This window comes from Alteromonas hispanica, from assembly GCF_010500915.1.
In the GTDB taxonomy this organism is placed as follows: Bacteria; Pseudomonadota; Gammaproteobacteria; order Enterobacterales; family Alteromonadaceae; genus Alteromonas; species Alteromonas hispanica.
This window is the reverse complement of record NZ_JAAAWP010000003.1, coordinates 245033-263895: the sequence shown is the minus strand read 5'-3', so window position 1 is coordinate 263895 and position 18863 is coordinate 245033. Positions and strand designations below refer to the sequence as shown.

Below are 18863 nucleotides of genomic sequence, written 5' to 3'. Positions count from 1 at the left end.
AGAGACTACGTGTAGCTAAGCAACTGGATGTGTAATGAAACTGCAATTAAAACAAGTCGGACAAGACACCAACATATTTGATGTTACCAGTGGTCGAATCAATATTGGTAGAGAGCAGAGTAATGATCTTGTTTTAAACGACCCAACCGTGTCGGGATTCCACGCAGCGATATTTAATGAAAATAGTATCTGCACTATTGTCGACTTAGGCTCATCAAATGGAACGTTAGTAAACGGTCAGCCATTGTCTGGTAAAACGGTCGTGAATCCTACCGACACCGTCTCATTTGGAAATCAACATTTTCAGTTGATAGATCCTAATGCGTCAAGCAGCAATAAGACGCAGTTGCTTGATGTTGTTCAAGAGCCAGTAAAGACTAATTCCAATCCACGAAAATCATTTGGGCAACTGATTTTAAAAAAAGGACAAGGGCCAGAAGTCATTGAACTTGTTCGCGACATCACTGTTGGTCGTTCAACCGAAAACGATATTGTGCTCAATGATACTATGATATCCGGTAGTCATGCTGGGTTCATTGTGAGCGAGAATGGCATTAAGATTTATGATGCTGACTCAACCAACGGTACTTTCGTAAATGGGCAGCATATTAGCCAAAGCAAAACGAGCATTTATGACGGCGACATTGTTTCATTTGACGAAGTGACTTATACCGCCAACTTGCCTTCCCACCCAAAAACGCAAGAATCCATTGCAAAAACGAGTGTAAGACAATTTGTAACAGAAAGCTCTGAAGAAGCCCCTAGCGCTGCATTAACAGAAATTAAAGATGCACAAGTCGAAGAGCGTGAAGCCACTAAACCAAAAGTTTTGGTTCAATCAGAAAAGATTTTTCCTGTTGATATAAAAGCTTCTAATACTGGCATCGGTAATGAAAAGCAGACCATACCTAATGACGAAGTAAGCAAAGTAGAGTCATCAACTAAACAACCTACACAAAGTACCGAATCAAAAAATAAAAGCGACATCAGCGCAAATTCTGGAACAGCTGACAAAGTAAATAAGCCAATTGACGAAATTGTTTCGAATGAACTATATGATCGGAATAAAACCAATGTTCAGCAACCAGCCGTAAATACAAATTTCAAACCAAGCACGGATGCACCGCCACCGCCACCACCACTACAAAGTAAGCAAGAACAAAATCACAGCAGTGAATTAAATGATTCTGGACAAAAAGGGTTAAAATGGCTTTTGACGTCATATGACGGCAGGATTAAACGCTCGAAGTTTTGGGCGTCCATATTGTCACTATTAGTTGTTTTTCTTTTGGCTCAGTTTCTATTGGCCGCAATGGTTTATGGAGACCTTGAAACAGGGATGCAAGCAATGCAACTAGCAAGAACAATGCAATTTGCCTCTCTTTCTCCGGTATTTAACATCGGTTACATCGGACTATCATTGTTGGCTCTTTTTTTTACGTCTGCGATATACACGAAACGGTTACACGACCGAGGCAGAACAGGCTGGTTAACTTTACTGATATTTGTGCCGTACATAACCACATTTTTGATTTTAGCAACAAACCAACCAGCTTTTGGTTTAGTGAACTTGGTTATTAGTCTTTATCTACTCGTGGAACTCGGTTGTTTGAAAGGTCAATTGAGTGACAACAAATATGGTAGAAGCCCCTATACACAAAGTTCATCTGGTAAATAGGGAAATAGCATGCAGACAGGGACTCAAATAGGGAAATACGTAATCGGCAAGAAGCTGGGTGCAGGCGGTATGGCGGATGTGTATTTGGCAACCGATTCTGTGATGGGTCGCGATGTCGCCCTAAAAGTCTTGCCTCCTGAATTTGCAAGAGACGCCGAACGCATTCACCGCTTTCAAAAAGAAGTCCAAGCCAGCGCGGCGTTGAGCCATCCTAATATCATTCCTGTTTATGATGTCGGTGAAGCGCAAGTTGAGGGATTTACTTATCATTATTACACCATGGCGCTGCTACCCGGCGGTGATTTAAAACAACGCATTGAACAAGGCCTTACCGCAGAGCAAAGTTTATCCACCATCAAAGCCATTGCAGAAGCCCTTGGCTATGCCCACGACAAAGGCTTAGTGCACAGAGACATCAAACCAGAGAACATTCTGTTCGATGAATCGGACCGCCCCATACTGACCGACTTAGGTATCGCCAAAGCGATTAATTCCGGCACCAAGATGACGGGCACGGGGATGAGTATTGGTACGCCGCATTACATGAGCCCGGAGCAAGCCAAAGGAGAAAGTGATTTAGATGGTCGTAGTGATATTTATGCCTTAGGTATCATGTTATTTGAGATGCTGACCGGCCAGGTCCCTTATCAAGGTGATAACACCATGGCGGTGGGTATCATGCATATCCAAAACCCTCTACCAAAGCTGCCACAATATCTTAATCAGTACCAAGGACTATTAGATAATTGCTTAGCTAAAAACAAAGCCAACCGTTATCAGAATGCTCGAGGTCTGATTCAGGATGTTGATAAGTTATTACAAGGCCAAACTTTAAGAGCAAGCCAAAAGACCCGTATTGTTCAGGGGGCGTATACTCACCACCCATCATCAAACCATCAAGGGCTAAAGTGGGGTATTGGCGGTGCGTTGATAGCTACCTTACTGGTGGCAGGGGTTTATATCTATCAGCAAAACATCAGCTCAAAGGGATATTCATCACCATCCAGTCAACAAGCACAAACACCAATTGTAAGTCAGACTAATGTCGCATCCAGCCAACCTATTTCGTCGCCCAAAAGCGAGGCTGAATTGGCTCGAGCTCGTCTTGCTGAGTTGGCTATTAGCCGAAAATTAGATGAACTCGCTAAAGCAGCGGAAGCAGATATTACAGCGCTTCGATTGACTAGGCCAGAAGGCAACAATGCGTTGGACAAGATAATTCAAATTCAAGTATTAGAACCAGATAACAAGTCGGCCACAGCGTTGAAAGATGAGTTACTAAGCAAACTGCGAACGCTAACAATAAGTGCTATTTCAAAAAATGAATTTGATAAAGCTAAGGGTTACATAACTACCATTAATGAAATACAGCCTGGTTATAGTCGATCATCTGGTCTGAATGATACATTAGTTCAAGAACAGCAATCTTATGAAAGACTGTTAAAAAAAGCCGCAGATGAAAAACGTAAAAGGGAGCAAGAGCGGCAGATAAAAAATTATCAACGCAAGGTTGAACAAGCGATAGCAAGGAATCAGTTTGTTTTGGCAAAAGAATACTTGAATGAAGCTAATAAAATAAGTAGTGATTTCCAAGGTAAACGTCAATTAGAGCAAATGCTTAGTGATGCGGAGTATGCTTATAACAATTATGAGCGCTATGTCGGCAAGCTAATTGATATTCCTGCCGGTAATTTCGCTATGGGTTGTAGCGATGGCGACATGGCATGCAATGAGAGTGAAAAACCAAGAATAAATATATCTATCGACTCATTTAAATTGATGGAGTCTGAGGTTACCTTTTCGATGTGGGATCTATGTGTTCAGGCTAGGGGTTGTTATCAGAGACCTAGTGATGAAGGATGGGGTCTTAATGAAAACCCTGTAGTTAATGTCAATTACTCTGATATCGTTGAACAATATATTCCATGGTTAAGAAAGGTGACTCGCCGTAATTTTTATTTGCCGACCGAGGCGCAGTGGGAGTATGCAGCAAGAGCCGGGAGTAAATGGAAGTTTGGCTGGGGCAAAGAATTTTCAGAAGATAAAGCGAATTGTTCTGAATGCGGAAGCAAATGGGATAATTTACAGCCTGCACCGGTTAAGAGTTTTGCGCCTAATACATGGGGGCTGTTTGACATGCAGGGAAATGTTTGGGAATGGACAAGTAGTTGTTGGAAAAATGATTTAAGTGATTGGTCTGTAGCAAAACGAGTTGTTGATCAATGCAAAAAAGTTGTTGTCAGAGGAGGTTCGTATGGTAGCTCAAAGAGAGGGATTTCGTTAAGTTTTCGAAATGGAATATCAGTAAATCTTAAAAGTTCAACAATAGGTTTTAGACTAGCTTCAGATAATGATTGATAAAGTAAATAAAAAGGAAAGTGTTATGAGAAATATAGTTTTTATCTTGATTTTTGCGTGTGTTATTTCTGGTTGTTCTACAACCAAAAATATCGGAACAGAAACAGCCCAGCAATCTTTAAAAATAGGTCAGGTTCAGGAAGGGAGTCAAATCTCCTTTGAGACTATCGATGGGCGCAAATTTGAAGATGTAAAAGTTATAAGTTTAAGTAAAACAACTATGAAGGTAGAACAAAATGGAAAGTTAGTTGTTCTTCCTATTGGAGAAGTAGAAAAAATAACGACCAAAAAACTTGATGTTAAAAAAACAGCATTTAACAGTTGGCTCATCATTCAGTCTTTAATTGCTATAGGTGCAATTGCACTGGCACTCTGATTATTGTATTAATATATTGCTACATTGTATATTATGGTCTATCCTATGTCTCATAGAAGTTTGCGTATTGGCTCGTCAGTAACCTCTCTTGCTTTAGAGCCAGCGTTTTGGGAAGAGGTTGACCGCCGCTCAGATGCTCTAGGTATTTCTTGGCAGGAATATGTAAGGCAGTTATTAGATGAACCAACACAGATAAAAAATAGAGCAGCGAATATTAAGCAGCATCTTTTAGTGACATTAAGAGATGAAAAAACTGCTTTAAGTACAGAATCGGAAACTTGGATTATCAATTGCCAAGATAATGAATTTGAAGTTGAAACTCACCAACAACGAATTTTGGTTGGAAGAGATAAATCAAATGACATTGTGATTGATGATAAGCAGGTTTCTCGTAAACATTTACTCTTTGTTTTTGATGACTTACATTGGTGGGTATTAGATTTAAAGAGTAAAAATGGAACTTTTCTTAATGGTGTTGAAGTCGTATCAAAACGGTTAAAACGTGGCGATACAGTGACCACAGGGGAAACTAAAATAATTAAAAAATAAGGAACGTCCTGTTGAGCAGTGGAGAGCCCGCCTTAACGTATAAGGCGATAGGAAAAACGTCTGTTGGAATGGTTCGAGATCACAACGAAGATAGCTTTGTTTGTGACTCAGAAGCCGGCATCTGGCTTGTCGCGGATGGCATGGGAGGTCATGAATCAGGCGAAATTGCTAGTGAAATCGCCAGTGATGAGATCCCACGCCTTATTAAAGCTGGCACCCTACCCTCAAACGCGATCCAAGCTGCCCATGAAGCGATTAAAAGTGCACCTGAAAAAGGTGTTGGTGTCAAAGGCATGGGTACAACCGCTGTTTTAGCTACAGCAGACAGGGCCCAGCTAACAATCAGCTGGGTGGGTGACAGCCGGGCTTACCTTTATTCACCAACCGAACTTATTCAAGTCACCAAAGATCACTCCTTCGTTCAGCATTTGTTGGATAGCGGCGCAATTACACAAGAAGAAGCCGAGCTTCATCCTGAAAAGAATATTATCACCCAGTGTTTAGGCACTGAATCTCTTGAAAGTGTCACTGTTGATGAAATAAAGCTGCAACTTTATAAAGACGAAAAACTCTTATTGTGCAGCGACGGTTTAACGGGCGAAGTGTCAGATGCAGAGATTTTTGAGATTCTCAAAGCAACTGATTCGCTCGAAACAGCTGTATCAACACTCATATCAAAAGCAAATGAGAATGGTGGTTCAGATAATATCACAGTGATTCTGATCGATGCCGATGAAAGCGCAATAGCGAGACCTAAAGCAGCCAAGACCAGAAAAATGAAAGCGGTTGGCGCTGCGACTCAACACAAAATTAGTAAAGCTAAAAACATCGCGGCGGGCGTTCTCGGTATATTAATCGCGCTTTTAATCGCGTACCTACTTTTTACGTTCATACTTAAGCCGAAAGAAGAAAATACACCTACGTCAGTATCAAGCAGTCAAACTCACACACTACCGGATGAAATCAATAGCAGAGAAGCCAGCAGTGAACTTGAATCACTGTTGCTGCCGGCCAACTTAAACAACGAGCATGATGAACTAGACCTGAGCGCTAACAATATTCAAATAGGGCAGCAAAACACGCCCGAGCAATTACCTACTTTGAAGAACGATGGCAATTCAACACCCGTCTTGGGCGACCAAATAACCACAGAACCATTGCAACAGCCCAAACCCATTGAGAAGAATGCTGAAGATCAAAAGCTAAAGGAAGGAAAGAAAGATGCTAATACTCCAAAATAAGAAAAATGGAGAATCCATTGATTTAGATAAGCCCAGGATCACTGTTGGGCGTGATGCATCAAATTTAATAGCGCTTTCCGATGCTGATATTTCAGGCTTTCATGCCGAATTTCACTGTGAGGATGATGATGTTTTTCTTGTCGATCTTGGTAGTAGTAACGGTACTTTTGTCAACGGCAAACCTCTTAATGGCAGGATACGTGTAAAAGCATGGGACGCTATTCGATTTGCTTCGTTAGAATTTGAGCTGACAGACCCACAAGGCAGGCGCCCAACTCAAGTCAATGCTGCTATAACCGAAGAAGATCTCGCTAGTGCAGCACGAGCCGGCTTGTCTGCTCAGACCCAAGTTTCACCAGCAGCCGGCTTCAAGCTCGTTGGCGCAAACTCTACATTTACACTTAAAGGTGAACAGATAGTTGGTCGGGAAGACAGTTGCGATATAACGATTTCTGATCAGGCGATAAGCCGCCAACACGCCAAAATAACAGTCACTGGCAATACAGTAAAAATTGAGGACACTAACTCTGCAAATGGTACCTACGTCAATGGTCAAAAGATCACTACAACCACGCTAAGCACCGGCGATAAAGTGAAATTTGATACGATTGAGTTTACGTTTGAAGGCCCAGTCGATAATAATAAGACACAGGTTAGAGCAGCAGTTGACCCGAATAAGACGCAAGTTCGAGGGGCTGTTGATCCAAATAAAACACAAACACGCCCAGCAGTAGACGCGAATAAAACTACAGTATTTAAAGCGCCCGCATCCTGCTTAAAAATTGTCGGTGGAGCAACACCAAAGACAATACCACTAGATAAAAATCGCTACACCCTTGGTCGTACAGATACCAATGACATTGTATTGAATACGGACTCCGTATCAAGCAGTCATGCATTGCTTGAAAAGGTAAATGACGAATGGAAGTTGACTGACCAAGGAAGTACTAACGGCACTTACGTCAATGGTAAGAAAACTAATTTAAGCCTTTTAAAGTCTGGGGATAAACTTCGATTTGGCGAGGTGAACTGTGTTTTTGAAGACGCCAGTGCTACCAAGTCAACTGCAACAAAGGCGATGCCAGCTGCAACACAAACCATTGCGTCAGCAAGCAAAAAGCAGCTCCCTTCCTGGGTTTACGGTGTTGCTGGATTCTTTGTCGTCGCTTTAGTGATGGGATTCATGCTGTTTAAGGATGAAGTAACGCCTTTTCTGACCGGTGGCTCACCTGCTCAAATCGAAGCAAAGCTGCAAGCAGGTAAAACTTGGTCAGTGTCCTTACCTCAATATCACGGTGTAACGGCAACTCCTGCGCTAGGTGATATCAATGATGATGGCTTTTTAGACATCATAGTGGCGGATCAAAAAGGCTTTGTAACCGCGTTGGATGGCCAGGAAGGAAAACAAATTTATCAAGCAGAGTTGCCAGGTTCTATCAATGCTTCTGTAGCTTTGGCTGATGTGACTGGTGATAACAAACTTGATGTTATTGTTGCTACCAGCGAGGGTATTGTCAGAGCTTTAGACAGTAAGGGACAAACCCTCTGGACAAGCGATGAAAATTTGAATTTAGGTGATGTAGTTAATAAACCGGCCATTGCCGATGTAGATAATGACGGGGTGTTGGATGTCATTGTGCCAACCAAGAACAAAGGACTTGTTGCACTAAATGGCAACAGGGGCTGGCAAATCTGGAATACTGCTGAGTCTATTAACGGCAGTGTGATCACTTCACCGCTATCCGCCGATTTAAATGGTGACGGCGTGGTAGATATTGTGTCTGTTACCGATCGCGGTCAAGTGATGGCGATTTCTGCTCAGAATGATAAGGCATGGCAACTGTGGGAAGCGGATGTAGGAAAAGTGAAGTATGCCTCGCCTGCTTTTTACGATGATGGTGGGTTAAATCTCGTCATCGTGGCGACTGAAAAACAAGGTGTCGCCGCAATAGATGCATCCAGTGGTCGCGTTACCTGGAATGTCCTTGAAGGTAATACTTTCTTTTCAACTCCAATAATCAGTGACGCCAATGGTGATGGTATTGATGACATTATTGCTATATCTGAGAATGGAAACGTTTTTGTCCTAAGTGCTCAATACGGTGAAGATCTGAACTCCGGCAATGTACCAGGCCAGTTCATGTCAACCAATGCTTTATATGATATCAATGACGACGATATACCCGAACTCTTTATGCTGGACGCAAAGGGCTCACTAGTGGTTACATACACCAATCGACTCCGTCCTTCACTACAGGTAAAAATTACTGGCAGTGATAAAGTTGTTGCCTCACCGTTGCTGGGAGATATCAACAATGACAGCATGCTTGACGTCATAATATCAAGCGGCAACGGAGTAATTTCAGCCTACTCACTTAACAGAACAACGAGAAAAGGTGAGGCTGTTGTTGGTGAGTTTTTAGGCCGCAAGTAGGACTAACGGAGTAGCCTTCTATGAAAGTAATAGGTTTAAAGCTAAGTCAACTGGTGTTGCTGGCAGTCTTTATCGGCGGGTGTGCAAGCACAGAGCCAGAGCTACCAGAAACAGTATCGTTAATAGATGGCGTATATACCATTCCTGAGAGTGGTGTATTCATCAATGGTGAAGGGGATACCAATCTTGAATTAAAACCGGGCGAATACCATTTTTTGGTCAAAAAACCGTGGCACAGAGACAAAGTACATACAGTATTGGTTGAAAGGGGGCAAAAGCAACTTTTGAAACTTTCACCCGGCCAAGGATTCGCCGAGGGTGAAATAACCGTTTCACCCAGTGAGGCAATATTAGAAATTGCAGATGAGAAGTTTAGTTCAAAATTTACGGGTGAGCTCGATTCTGGGCCTTATAAGTTGGTTGTATCGTCCCACGGTTTTTATCCGCTAGAGACGTCTATCGAGATAACCACAGGAGAAGCCTTTAACTATCACTTCGATTTAAAGCCCATTCCTACGTCAGGTTCATTTGTTATCGATTCCAATCCTTCTGGTGCGAGCGTACTAGTTAACGATATGGAGGGTATTACTCCATTTGCTATTGATCAGCTGCCGTTCGGAAGTTACAGCGTATCTGCTGTAAAGCAAATAAATGACGAAACCAGAGTTGTGGGTGAAGCTTCCTTTGAATTCGTTCAGGATGGTTCAAATGAGTTTACTGTTAACCTCTTATCCTCAGAGCAGTTATTTGAGTCTAAATGGTATTCAGCCATTGTAGCAGCAGAGCTTCAACAACAAAAAGCCGCAAGATTGAAAGCGGAAGAAGAGCAGCGATATCGAAATGCCAGAGTGCAAAGCCCTATTAGTGTATCGTTTGAAATAGAAGAGCTTACAGATAAGGGCAAAATGTCAGAGCAAGATTTTGCCAAGGCATTGTTTACGCTTCTGCGCGTTGGCGACCGCATCGAAGTAGACCAAGGTGATTATGCATATCTAATCTGGAAGCGCAGTTCGAAGCAAGGCCGCGTTTTCAACGAGCAAGTTAAGTCGCTATGGACGCAATCTCCCAATAAGCATAATTTTCAGGATGATGAGGTTTCTTCAATCCAATTGAGTCAAGGTACGTCGCTCATTACGACCCTAGCTTACCATCTGTATCGAAGTCGCAATACCAATCCAATATTAGACCTTGATTCATCAATGCATAGCTTGAAGAGTATTGAGCTGCCTGATCATGATTCTGAAATGACAATTGTTACCATAGGGGGGGCTGATGTCAGATTAGGGCAAAATGACATTTCTGTCACCCCACTTATAGGCTTCCATCAAGTCAAAGCATCATCTGGCACAAAATCCATTTCATGGTCAAAATCTCCGCTTAAGGTCTTAGTAGTGAGCGAAGCAGGTGATTTATCAGCATTAACGCTTAACAAGTCACGACTGAAGATAAATGAGAAAAGTCTGGTGAAATTAATCGAGGATGGTGAAGTTGAGAGCATCCAGCGCTTCACACAGTTGCCAGATGAGACATGGAAGTATGAAGTGATTGAAAAGTCAGGCCCACTTGCCAGCTCGTTAGATTTAAATGTTAATGAGATTGGTCCGCATGACATTAGTGGTCAATACAACCGAGTATGGTTGATACGTTACCTTGATAAGCAAAACAATCATCAGCTTCGTCAACTTTCCGTGAATTATGCGGTTGGGGAAGACGTAAAAGAACCCGAATCAGATACTTTCTTTAGGCGCAAGGAGGCAATCTAGTGTCTATCGAAATCCCCGGATACAGGATGATAAAGGAACTCGGTTCTGGCGGTATGGCAACCGTGTATCTTGCATTACAAGAATCTGTAAATCGTGAAGTGGCTCTCAAAATAATGGCTCCGGCACTGGCTGCTGACAGAGATTTTAGTGAAAGGTTTTTAAAAGAAGCAAAAATAGTCGCTGAGCTCCAACATCCTAATATCGTTGGAGTATTTGATATGGGCGTATACAACCATCTCAATTACATCGTGATGGAGTACGTAGATGCTGGTGATCTGAAAGACAACTTAGAAAAAGGAATTTCGTCAGAGCAGATTTTCAGTTCAGTTTTAGATGTGGCAGAAGCACTTAGTTATGCGCATGGCAAAGGGTATGTGCATCGTGATGTAAAGTCAGAAAATATTCTATTTCGTTCAAATGGCAGTGCCGTACTTTCTGATTTTGGTATTGCTAAAGCTGTTGTCTCAGGAACTAAAATGACAGGGACGGGTATGTCTATCGGCACCCCGCATTATATGAGTCCCGAACAGGCCAGAGGGCAGTCATTAGATGGCAGAGCAGACTTCTACAGCTTGGGCATTGTGCTATACGAAGCCTTAGCAGGGGTTAAGCCCTATGACTCAGAAGATACCTTTGCGATTGGGTTGATGCATATTAACGAGCCGATACCACTTCTTCCTGAAAATCTGTCTCACTACCAGCCGTTAATTGACAACCTTTGTGCCAAATCGCCTGATAATCGATATTCACATGTTAATCAAGTGAGAAAAGATTTTGATGCTATTAATGCAGGGCAACGATTTAAACGTCCTAAACATGCTACTCATGTGCTAAAAGCTCACAATAAAAAATCTGTATCTCCTTTGGTATGGGGAATTGGTGGGAGTATTTGTGCGGCTGCATTTGTAACTGCCCTCTATTTTTATGAAGAAGCAAAAAAAACAAAAGCAAGGGCCAACTCTGCAATGGTTTCTAGTCAAGCGCGGATTGAATCACTTGAAGCAAGTAAAAATGCTCAAGAAGTAGAGCGAAAAGAAGAACTAGCACAGCTGCTTACCCAAGCTAAAGAACTTTTAGATAAGGAGAATTATGTTTATCCCAGAGGAAGCAACGCAGCTGAAAAATTCAAACAAGCTTTGCTAATTTCTCCAGTGAACGAAAAAGCTTTAAGCGGATTGGAAAAAATAGCATCTATCTATATTCGAAAGGCTGAAAACAGCCTATCCACTGGAAACTATAAAAGTGCTTTCGAGAATTTAGAACGAGGCTTCACAGTCTTACCCGGTGACGCCCGATTGGCAGAACTCAATGAAAAGATCTTCAAGAAGCTCGGTGAAGAACGGGCCGCGTACGAAAAACAAATATCTGATTTGAGGAACCTTTCAAGGGAAGAACAAGAAAAATATGCACAACTTGAAAATGAGCAAAAATCAATCCAATCAAAACTTGATGAGTTAAGAGCTATTGCCGATAGCGGTGCAGACTTGGCTCAAATCAAAGAGTTTCAAAAACAAAAATTCGAGTTAGAGCAACAGTTAATAACTTTGAACAGAGAAAAGAATCGTCAAGAGGGGCTCTTAAAACAGATAAGAGCTGAATCTGATGAGTTGCAAAAAGAAGAAGTAGAGCGGAAAAAGCTCGAGAGAATACCACCACCATAAAAGGACATTCATATGAAAAAAATACTTGGAATAATTTGCTTATTTGCATCTTTTAATTCGCTTGCTGATACGTTGACGCTTCGATATTCAACAGGGGAATACACAGGTCTTGACCTTGATGCTAACCATTACCAGTTCACTTATGGTGGGCAGGAATCCGACGGAGATGATTTCTTGTTCAGTTATTTGTACGGTGCTGAATCTGGAGCTGAGCATCCTGAGGATGAAATTGTTAGGCATGACTTTCAGTATCTGAACAGAGATTTAAAGGACAACTATTACGTTTTGTCGGGCTATAGAGCTGTATATCTCAAAGACGTTTTTAACGAGGGAGATGAATCAGAAGAAGGCTATGGCTTGTTTTATGAGTATGGGTACGGCGCATATTGGGAAGTTGGGTCGGGTCACGGCTTTATAGCAAATGCAACAGTTGGGCTCGGCGTAGGCTATTTAGAAGAGGAGTTTTTTGGGAATGAGAAAGATGAAAAATGGATTGTTGGCATCACTTATGATGCGGCGTTTGGATATAACGTTTCAATAGGTGACGGTGGAGCATATATTCGTTATAGAGCATTAGGTATACCGGGCTCAGAAGCCAATATGCATGGACCTGAAATAGGTGTCTCGTTTAGGTTCTAAGAAACTAAAATTAGAAAGATTCTAAACGGAATTTAAAGACTTCCGGACAATAGATAACAGTGACTTTATCGTCACTGTTTTTTTTGGGGAACTTATGAATTAAACGTTGTTGGAGCTGTCAAATATTCAACTCATTGAAATAACCTCTAGCCCGTGCCTGAAGATTTAGTTCTTAATTTAAGAGCGACCAAAAATTTTCAAACTATAATGTCGAAACTATGACTATTATTTAGCACAAATTTATCAAACATTACTTCTTTGAATTATCTTAAAATGCTATTTTTCATATCAAACTATAATGTCACTATACATTTATGGTTCCATGGAACCCTCAGCAGCTAAATTAAGGTTGAATTTATTTCTGAGTTGATAGCAGGTGTATGAGCGAAACGAGATAACGGATAATCTACCCCTTAAAGGCACAGACTATCAGTGATGCTGTAATAAGGCATAAAATGTATCAAAATAGGCTAGTAATAAAAAAGCTCTAGATTATTTATCTAGAGCTTTTTTCGTTCATCTTACTTTCGTTTTAAACGACGACCTAGCAATGCAAGAAGGCCTAATGAGCCAAACCATAGTCCTGTACTACCACCGCCAGAACTTTGTTCTACAGGAGTAGGCGTTGGGCTGGGCGCAGGTGAAACATTACTAACAACTACAGATACTGACTCAGTTATCGTATGTTCACCGTCGGCTACTGATACTTCGAATGAGAGTGTTTCATCCGCAGATACTTCGGGTGCATCGAAGGTAAGTGTTGTTCCTTCAACTTGCGCGATATCGACTTGTGTACCTGAAGTCTGTTTCCACTCAACCGTTAACTCATCGTTATCTGCATCTGAGTAGGTCGCAACGACTTCTACGATTTCACCTTCGTTAACTTCAGCTGGTGCTTCAATCGATAACTCTGGTGCGTTGTTATCATTAAGTAATGCAACTTCAACAATAGAGTCTGTGGTTAAATCACCATCTGATACACTAAGTAGAAAAGTAAGTGGTGACTCTTCACTTACGTAAGGTGCCTGTATCTCTATTGTGTTTGTCGTTTCACCGCTAATGCCTACTTCTGTCCCAGCAGTTTGCACCCATGTATATGTCAGTGTATCGCTGTCAATATCATTAGCCTGCGCAGCAAGCATAATTTGCTTGCCCTCTGATACTTGACTGCTTTCAATTGGCGCTATGGTAGGCGCATCATTCACTGGTAGAACGTCTAACGTAACAAGAGTTTCTTCTGACGAAAATTCGCCATCGCTGACTACGTAGGTAAAGCTATCCATACCATAGTAATCGCTGTCTGGAGTGTAAGTAAGTACACCATTATTTACTGCTAAGCTACCAAATGATGGCTGAGTGAAGCTTTCGATACTTAAAGTATCACCGTTATCGTCGGTATCATTATTGATAACATCAAGTACTTTAGTAGTGTCTTCATCTAGCGCAATATCGTCGCTTATACCAACAGGAGCCACATTCTTAGAGAAAGGGTTTTCAGCGACAGCATGGTTATTGGCGAGCTTGTTGTCAGGTAGTTGAACGTCGGCAATAGTGACGTAAATTTCATTACCGATACTATCGAATTTAGTCTGATCAATATTGCAACTTACCGCTAATGTTTCACCAGGCGCTAAGTTTCCAATTAGCGTGCTATTAACAAGGTTAGCGTCGCTTACTTCTGAGAAGTAGCAATTCAATCGAGATGAATACGCTGTGAAGTCCCCTCGGTTTTCAATAGTGGCGTTCACTTTAATAGGCTCGCCGCGTACTTCGGTTTCAGACACTACTGTCACCGACGCATCGACAAAGCCTAAGTCGGTAAAGCCGGATACGAAAGTACCTATAGGAGAGCCGTAGACATTTCCTACAAAATTGCTACGAAGGCCATCTTCTAAAGAAGCAGCCATGCTAATAGTATAATTATCGCCATTGGTTAGATTTTCAAGCTCAAAACTATCAAGCGAACCTGAAACAGCCACTACTGAAGAAGACCTCCGCGTTTCGTTGAGAACCTTAATATAATAAGCATCGATATCTGTGGTATTACTCTTATCCCAACTTACTGTAGCGCCGCCGTTGCTGAAAGTAGCTGCAATGTTGGTAGGAGCTTCTGGTGCTGCTGTGTTTTCAACAAAAAGCGTACTTAACGACACAGTTTCTACTGTCATGTTGTCGTATCTAACCACACCGACAATATAAAAATCATCGCTATTTATACCAGAAGGTAGTGCAACTGATATTGTATTGGAACCCGGTGTTACAGCAACTTCATCAAGAGTTAGCTCTATGGTCTCAGATTCATCTCTTAGTTGAATTTCAGCAATGGCGGGCCCGTCAACATTTGAAAGTTCCAGTTCAAATGTCAATGTCTCGCTAATATTTATGCTAGCAGGCATGTTAGATAGCGTTGCTTGAGGTGGTGTTTTCGGAATTACCATGCTGGTTTCTAACGCGGTTAGATTTGCACTGTTAACAACACGCAAGGTGTATTCACCACCAACTGGCGCTTGTAGCCCTATTACCGTCTGGTTGTCACCGTTGTTAAAGGCAAATTGGGATAGCGTATCGTTGCCAGGGTCACCAAGCGTAATTAGCATATCATTCGCTTTAAGCACATCACCTGATGGGAGCACTAATTCGACTTCTGGAAGACCTGAGTCTGTCATAGCGCCAAAGAGAACAGACACTTCATTTTCTGGAATAGTAAAGGAGAGCTCTTCACTCGCTAAACCATTTGCGGAGAAACTTGCGACAGGTGTTGAAACACTGGACTTTTTAATCAAGTCAAAGTCGATATCTTTGGGGTCTGAGAAGTCGACGCGAACTCCTAAATCGATAGAGCCTAATTTTACCAATGACTGGAAATACGCAGTAAGAGCGTTGTTGTTGGTATGATCAGTTCTGAACAGCATTTCCGCGCTTTTACCTCCTAAACGCGTTCCGCCTATGAAGGGAATTTTACGTGGAAGCTGAACATTTAAATTAGTTTTGGACCTTAGCTGAGTCATTCTGTTTCCAGACTGCGCGTTAAATAATGCAGTGCCGGTTATCATATCGGCAATGTTTATGTTGCCTGTTAAGTTTGCACCGTATTGTCCAGAGCTAAGAAGGCCTGCCGTAAGGTCAGTAGACGCTAGTGGGAATCGTTCTAGTAGACTTAAGTTCCCAGAGGCGGCCCACGTTCTTCCCATATTACTAATAGTCAGCCCAAGTGAGCCGCTCAATAAATCAGCGCCTATTTTACTGCCTGCTTTGGCCATCCCGCCAAGTGAGTCAGAGAAATAGCCAGAAATACTGCCACCTACGGCTGCATTCGGTGCTCTGTTCCATTTTATCGCTGAACTTTTATGAGCGATAACGAAGCCCGTTGTTCCAATGGGAATTTTGCTTGCGCTCTCAAAACTATTTCGCTTAAGGTTTTTGTAATTAAACTCGAAGGAATTAATACCTACGGGGTTAAGCCCAAGACCTACATCTAAGCCATACTGGCTTTGATTCCAATTAGCAGCACCAGCAATTCCTACCGCTGGTGACAAAAAGTCGATTGTCAATGTATCAAGCTCAATTGACAGTCCACTATTGCCAAATTTACCTATTCTGCTGCTAGAGTTAGTCCCTAGCAGTTCATCTATGTCTACGATTATTTCACCGCTAGAAGAACCGCTATTTTGTGATAGGACCAAGTCACCTATTTCAAGAGGGTAAGCTCTTTGCTCTAAAGGAAGCGCGTAATTCTGCATTAATGGCAAGGTCATAGAAGTGTCTATCACCACTTCGGTAGGCCCTATGGTAATTTTTCCACCGTTTAAAAAGATACCTTGAAGCGAGTAGTCAAAGACATTAATTGGGGAAAGCTCGGGCGTACCCAGATTACCATCAATAGTAAAAGACAAAGTGCTTAATGGTAAGTCTGCTGTTGTTGAATTATATAACATCGACATGTCTAGCGCTGTAAGACGACCTAATCCAATAGAGCGAACTTCGCTGCTAATAGTGTCAATGGTTACCGCACCTGAGAAACCAAGAACAGTGTTACCGCCTGTCGCTCCTAATTGAACGTTGCCACTAGCGAGTACTTCATTGCTATCAGCAGAGACAACAAAGTCATCAGCACATACCATGATATTAGTATAGTTATTACATTCGCTTGGAATAGCATCAGTTTGCACAGTGATCTGATGAGGGTTTTCAGGGCTGCCACTAAAGGCCTCGCTGCCAAAGTCATCCTCAGCAACTAAAAAGTACTCTATTCCTGGCTGAGTGACTTCAGTTGCCGGAATAGTCGCGCTGAAGTTAGCTTGCGGCGCATCAAATGATTGACGGACTTCGGTATAAAGCGGGGCACCAATTTGTCGATAAAAGAGGGTTATAGCGGCTACTTCGTTTGTTGCATCTTCCGCAAAAGCGTCGATAACGAGCTCTGTTTCTTTTTGAGTGGCTTCTACAGGAGTATGAGCAAATTCCGGCGGTACATTAGGTAATACAGTAACAATGAAAGGGTTTTCTTGAGGGTCTGCTGAAGGCAGTGTTTTTACGCCAATATCAGTTACTGCAGAGATGTAGAAGTTTAGCGCCCCTTGTTGAACTGCTGTTTCAGGTATCTCCGCAACCCATGAACCATCAGAAGATTGTATCATACCCACTAAGCTATAGCCCGATTCACTGTCGTGGCGATAGCCCAAGTTCATTGCTGAAATTGCCACCTCTGAACCGGCTACCACACGGATTGGGAGCGATTTACTAGGCAGTTGTCCACTGCTTATTAGTGCTTGAGTATCAGAGGTTAACTCAAGCGAAACCGGTAGTTGAGGTGTGTATCTAAGCTCAAATTTGCCTTCTATCGGGTTTGCTTGGCTATCACTGGCAGTAACGTTGAAATTGATGACACGCTCTACGCCATCGAGATTCGAGTTATCGGTTTCGTACTGTGTTTGATACCTAGAAGAAAGGTCGGCACCGATTTCAGACAAAATCGATGAGAAATCTGATCGTACGTCAAATACTTTTCCAGAAGTAGCGGCAGCGATGCGGTCAAACTCGTCATGGCCCGCAGTGAGGCCATAAAATAGAATATTATTATTAAGTAAACTTTGCGTTACTTCTGGTTCTGATGTTGAGCCGTAGTCGTTATTTTCATCGGTTACAAGAATGACTACCTTTTGCGTGGAAGGGCGCCATAAAATGCCATTTGCAGCAAGTTTTATAGCGTCAAATGCACGCTCTGTGCCGCCATCAAACTGCATTTGATCAATGTAAGCTTGGAATTTGGAAGGGTCAGAAGTTAAGCTGCCATTGTCAAGAAGTGTCCCTGATGGGCTGCTAAAGCTATAGGAACGACCGCCACCACCATAGGGTACTAGACCAATTCGATAATCAAAGTTTTCGTCGGATAGGCTCTGCACAAAGCTGAGGATATTGGCACGAACACTTGCCGCTTCGTCGTTCAAGCTACCGGAATCATCGTGAACAAATACGATGTCGACTATTTTGCGGCTTGAGTTAGGGTCGGGCTGAACGAACCTAGTAATACTTTCGTATCTTCCGTCTTCTCTTACTTCTATATTAGAAGAGCTAAGTAGCGGAAGGTTTTCTGCGCTGCCATCAAACGCTTTGTCGTTGTAGGTAAGGTCGGAAGTAATGTTTATTAACGGAAATGCGTCAGTATCGACAGCAAAATCATTTAACCAATTCCCTTCAGAATTTGATTTATCTGATTCTTGTGACAAGTAAACAGACTTGTTTGCAGCTACAGGCAGGATACGATGAGTATTTGACAGTGATACATTATTTTCAGACAGACTAACGATATCACCGGTAGATAAATTCATCGCCTCAAGAGTCACTTGGTAGAGCTTACCGTGCTTTGCCCCTATCGAAAATTTGTTGGAAGACTGCCAAGGAGTGACTACCGTATTTGTCGAATCTGAGGATATATATTTCAACCGATACTCGAACGAATCAAAACTCTGCGTTTTGTGTGCAGTAACAGTTAGAGTGTTGCGGTATGACTCCACTGAAATATCGGTGACGTCTGCTAGGGTTAAGGGAGGAACTACGCTCGCGGCAAGAGCCGTTGAAACGGCAAAGCTTATTTTATTTATCATCGTTTTTTCCGTTTGATGTGCTTTTTTTGACACAACTAAGGAAAGTTAATCAGATGATTA

The 18863-nt window shown here is 42.2% G+C and carries 10 protein-coding genes; 9 read left to right on the top strand and 1 reads right to left on the bottom strand.

Annotated elements, in window-relative coordinates; all coding sequences use genetic code 11:
- The first annotated feature begins 34 nt into the window (after nt 1-34).
- From GTW09_RS06645 to GTW09_RS06605, 9 genes are read left to right on the top strand one after another with little or no spacing between them, the layout of a single operon-like run.
- Nucleotides 35-1678 carry an FHA domain-containing protein gene (locus tag GTW09_RS06645; protein WP_163111040.1) on the top strand — a complete coding sequence of 548 codons (1644 nt, stop codon included), beginning with the start codon at nt 35-37 and terminating at the stop codon, nt 1676-1678.
- Between the two features lie 9 nt (nt 1679-1687).
- Nucleotides 1688-4036 carry a bifunctional serine/threonine-protein kinase/formylglycine-generating enzyme family protein gene (locus tag GTW09_RS06640; RefSeq protein ID WP_163111038.1) on the top strand — a complete coding sequence of 783 codons (2349 nt, stop codon included), beginning with the start codon at nt 1688-1690 and terminating at the stop codon, nt 4034-4036.
- 25 nt (nt 4037-4061) lie between these two features.
- Entirely contained in the window at nt 4062-4412 is a 351-nt protein-coding gene (locus GTW09_RS06635) for a hypothetical protein (RefSeq protein WP_163111028.1), read from the top strand.
- A 45-nt stretch (nt 4413-4457) separates the two neighbouring features.
- Nucleotides 4458-4961 (top strand): FHA domain-containing protein, encoded by a 504-nt coding sequence (locus tag GTW09_RS06630; RefSeq protein ID WP_163111026.1) that lies wholly within the window; start codon nt 4458-4460, stop codon nt 4959-4961.
- 11 nt (nt 4962-4972) lie between these two features.
- Nucleotides 4973-6202, top strand: a complete 1230-nt coding sequence (locus GTW09_RS06625; RefSeq protein WP_163111024.1) for a Stp1/IreP family PP2C-type Ser/Thr phosphatase — start codon at nt 4973-4975, stop codon at nt 6200-6202.
- Nucleotides 6183-8636 carry an FHA domain-containing protein gene (locus tag GTW09_RS06620; RefSeq protein ID WP_163111022.1) on the top strand — a complete coding sequence of 818 codons (2454 nt, stop codon included), beginning with the start codon at nt 6183-6185 and terminating at the stop codon, nt 8634-8636. The genes GTW09_RS06625 and GTW09_RS06620 overlap by 20 nt, the downstream gene beginning before the upstream one ends.
- 20 nt (nt 8637-8656) lie before the next feature.
- The gene (locus tag GTW09_RS06615) at nt 8657-10399 is read left to right on the top strand and encodes a PEGA domain-containing protein (protein ID WP_163111020.1); all 1743 of its coding nucleotides are present in this window, start codon (nt 8657-8659) and stop codon (nt 10397-10399) included.
- Nucleotides 10399-12060, top strand: coding sequence for a protein kinase domain-containing protein (locus GTW09_RS06610; RefSeq protein WP_163111019.1), 1662 nt, complete (start codon nt 10399-10401; stop codon nt 12058-12060). Before GTW09_RS06615 ends, GTW09_RS06610 begins: the two co-directional genes overlap by 1 nt.
- A 12-nt stretch (nt 12061-12072) precedes the next feature.
- Nucleotides 12073-12699, top strand: coding sequence for a hypothetical protein (locus GTW09_RS06605; RefSeq protein WP_163111017.1), 627 nt, complete (start codon nt 12073-12075; stop codon nt 12697-12699).
- 521 nt (nt 12700-13220) lie between these two features.
- On the opposite strand, the gene GTW09_RS06600 is transcribed toward GTW09_RS06605, so the two are convergent.
- Nucleotides 13221-18803: a vWA domain-containing protein gene (locus GTW09_RS06600; protein ID WP_163111015.1), complete on the bottom strand. Its 5583-nt coding sequence runs from the start codon at nt 18801-18803 to the stop codon at nt 13221-13223.
- Nucleotides 18804-18863: the final 60 nt, after the last annotated feature.

Coding starts and splice junctions, on each gene's coding strand:
- GTW09_RS06645 (WP_163111040.1), top strand. CDS start 35: ATGAAACTGCAATTAAAACAAGTCGGACAAGACACCAACATATTTGAT.
- GTW09_RS06640 (WP_163111038.1), top strand. CDS start 1,688: ATGCAGACAGGGACTCAAATAGGGAAATACGTAATCGGCAAGAAGCTG.
- GTW09_RS06635 (WP_163111028.1), top strand. CDS start 4,062: ATGAGAAATATAGTTTTTATCTTGATTTTTGCGTGTGTTATTTCTGGT.
- GTW09_RS06630 (WP_163111026.1), top strand. CDS start 4,458: ATGTCTCATAGAAGTTTGCGTATTGGCTCGTCAGTAACCTCTCTTGCT.
- GTW09_RS06620 (WP_163111022.1), top strand. CDS start 6,183: ATGCTAATACTCCAAAATAAGAAAAATGGAGAATCCATTGATTTAGAT.
- GTW09_RS06615 (WP_163111020.1), top strand. CDS start 8,657: ATGAAAGTAATAGGTTTAAAGCTAAGTCAACTGGTGTTGCTGGCAGTC.
- GTW09_RS06605 (WP_163111017.1), top strand. CDS start 12,073: ATGAAAAAAATACTTGGAATAATTTGCTTATTTGCATCTTTTAATTCG.
- GTW09_RS06600 (WP_163111015.1), bottom strand. CDS start 18,803: ATGATAAATAAAATAAGCTTTGCCGTTTCAACGGCTCTTGCCGCGAGC.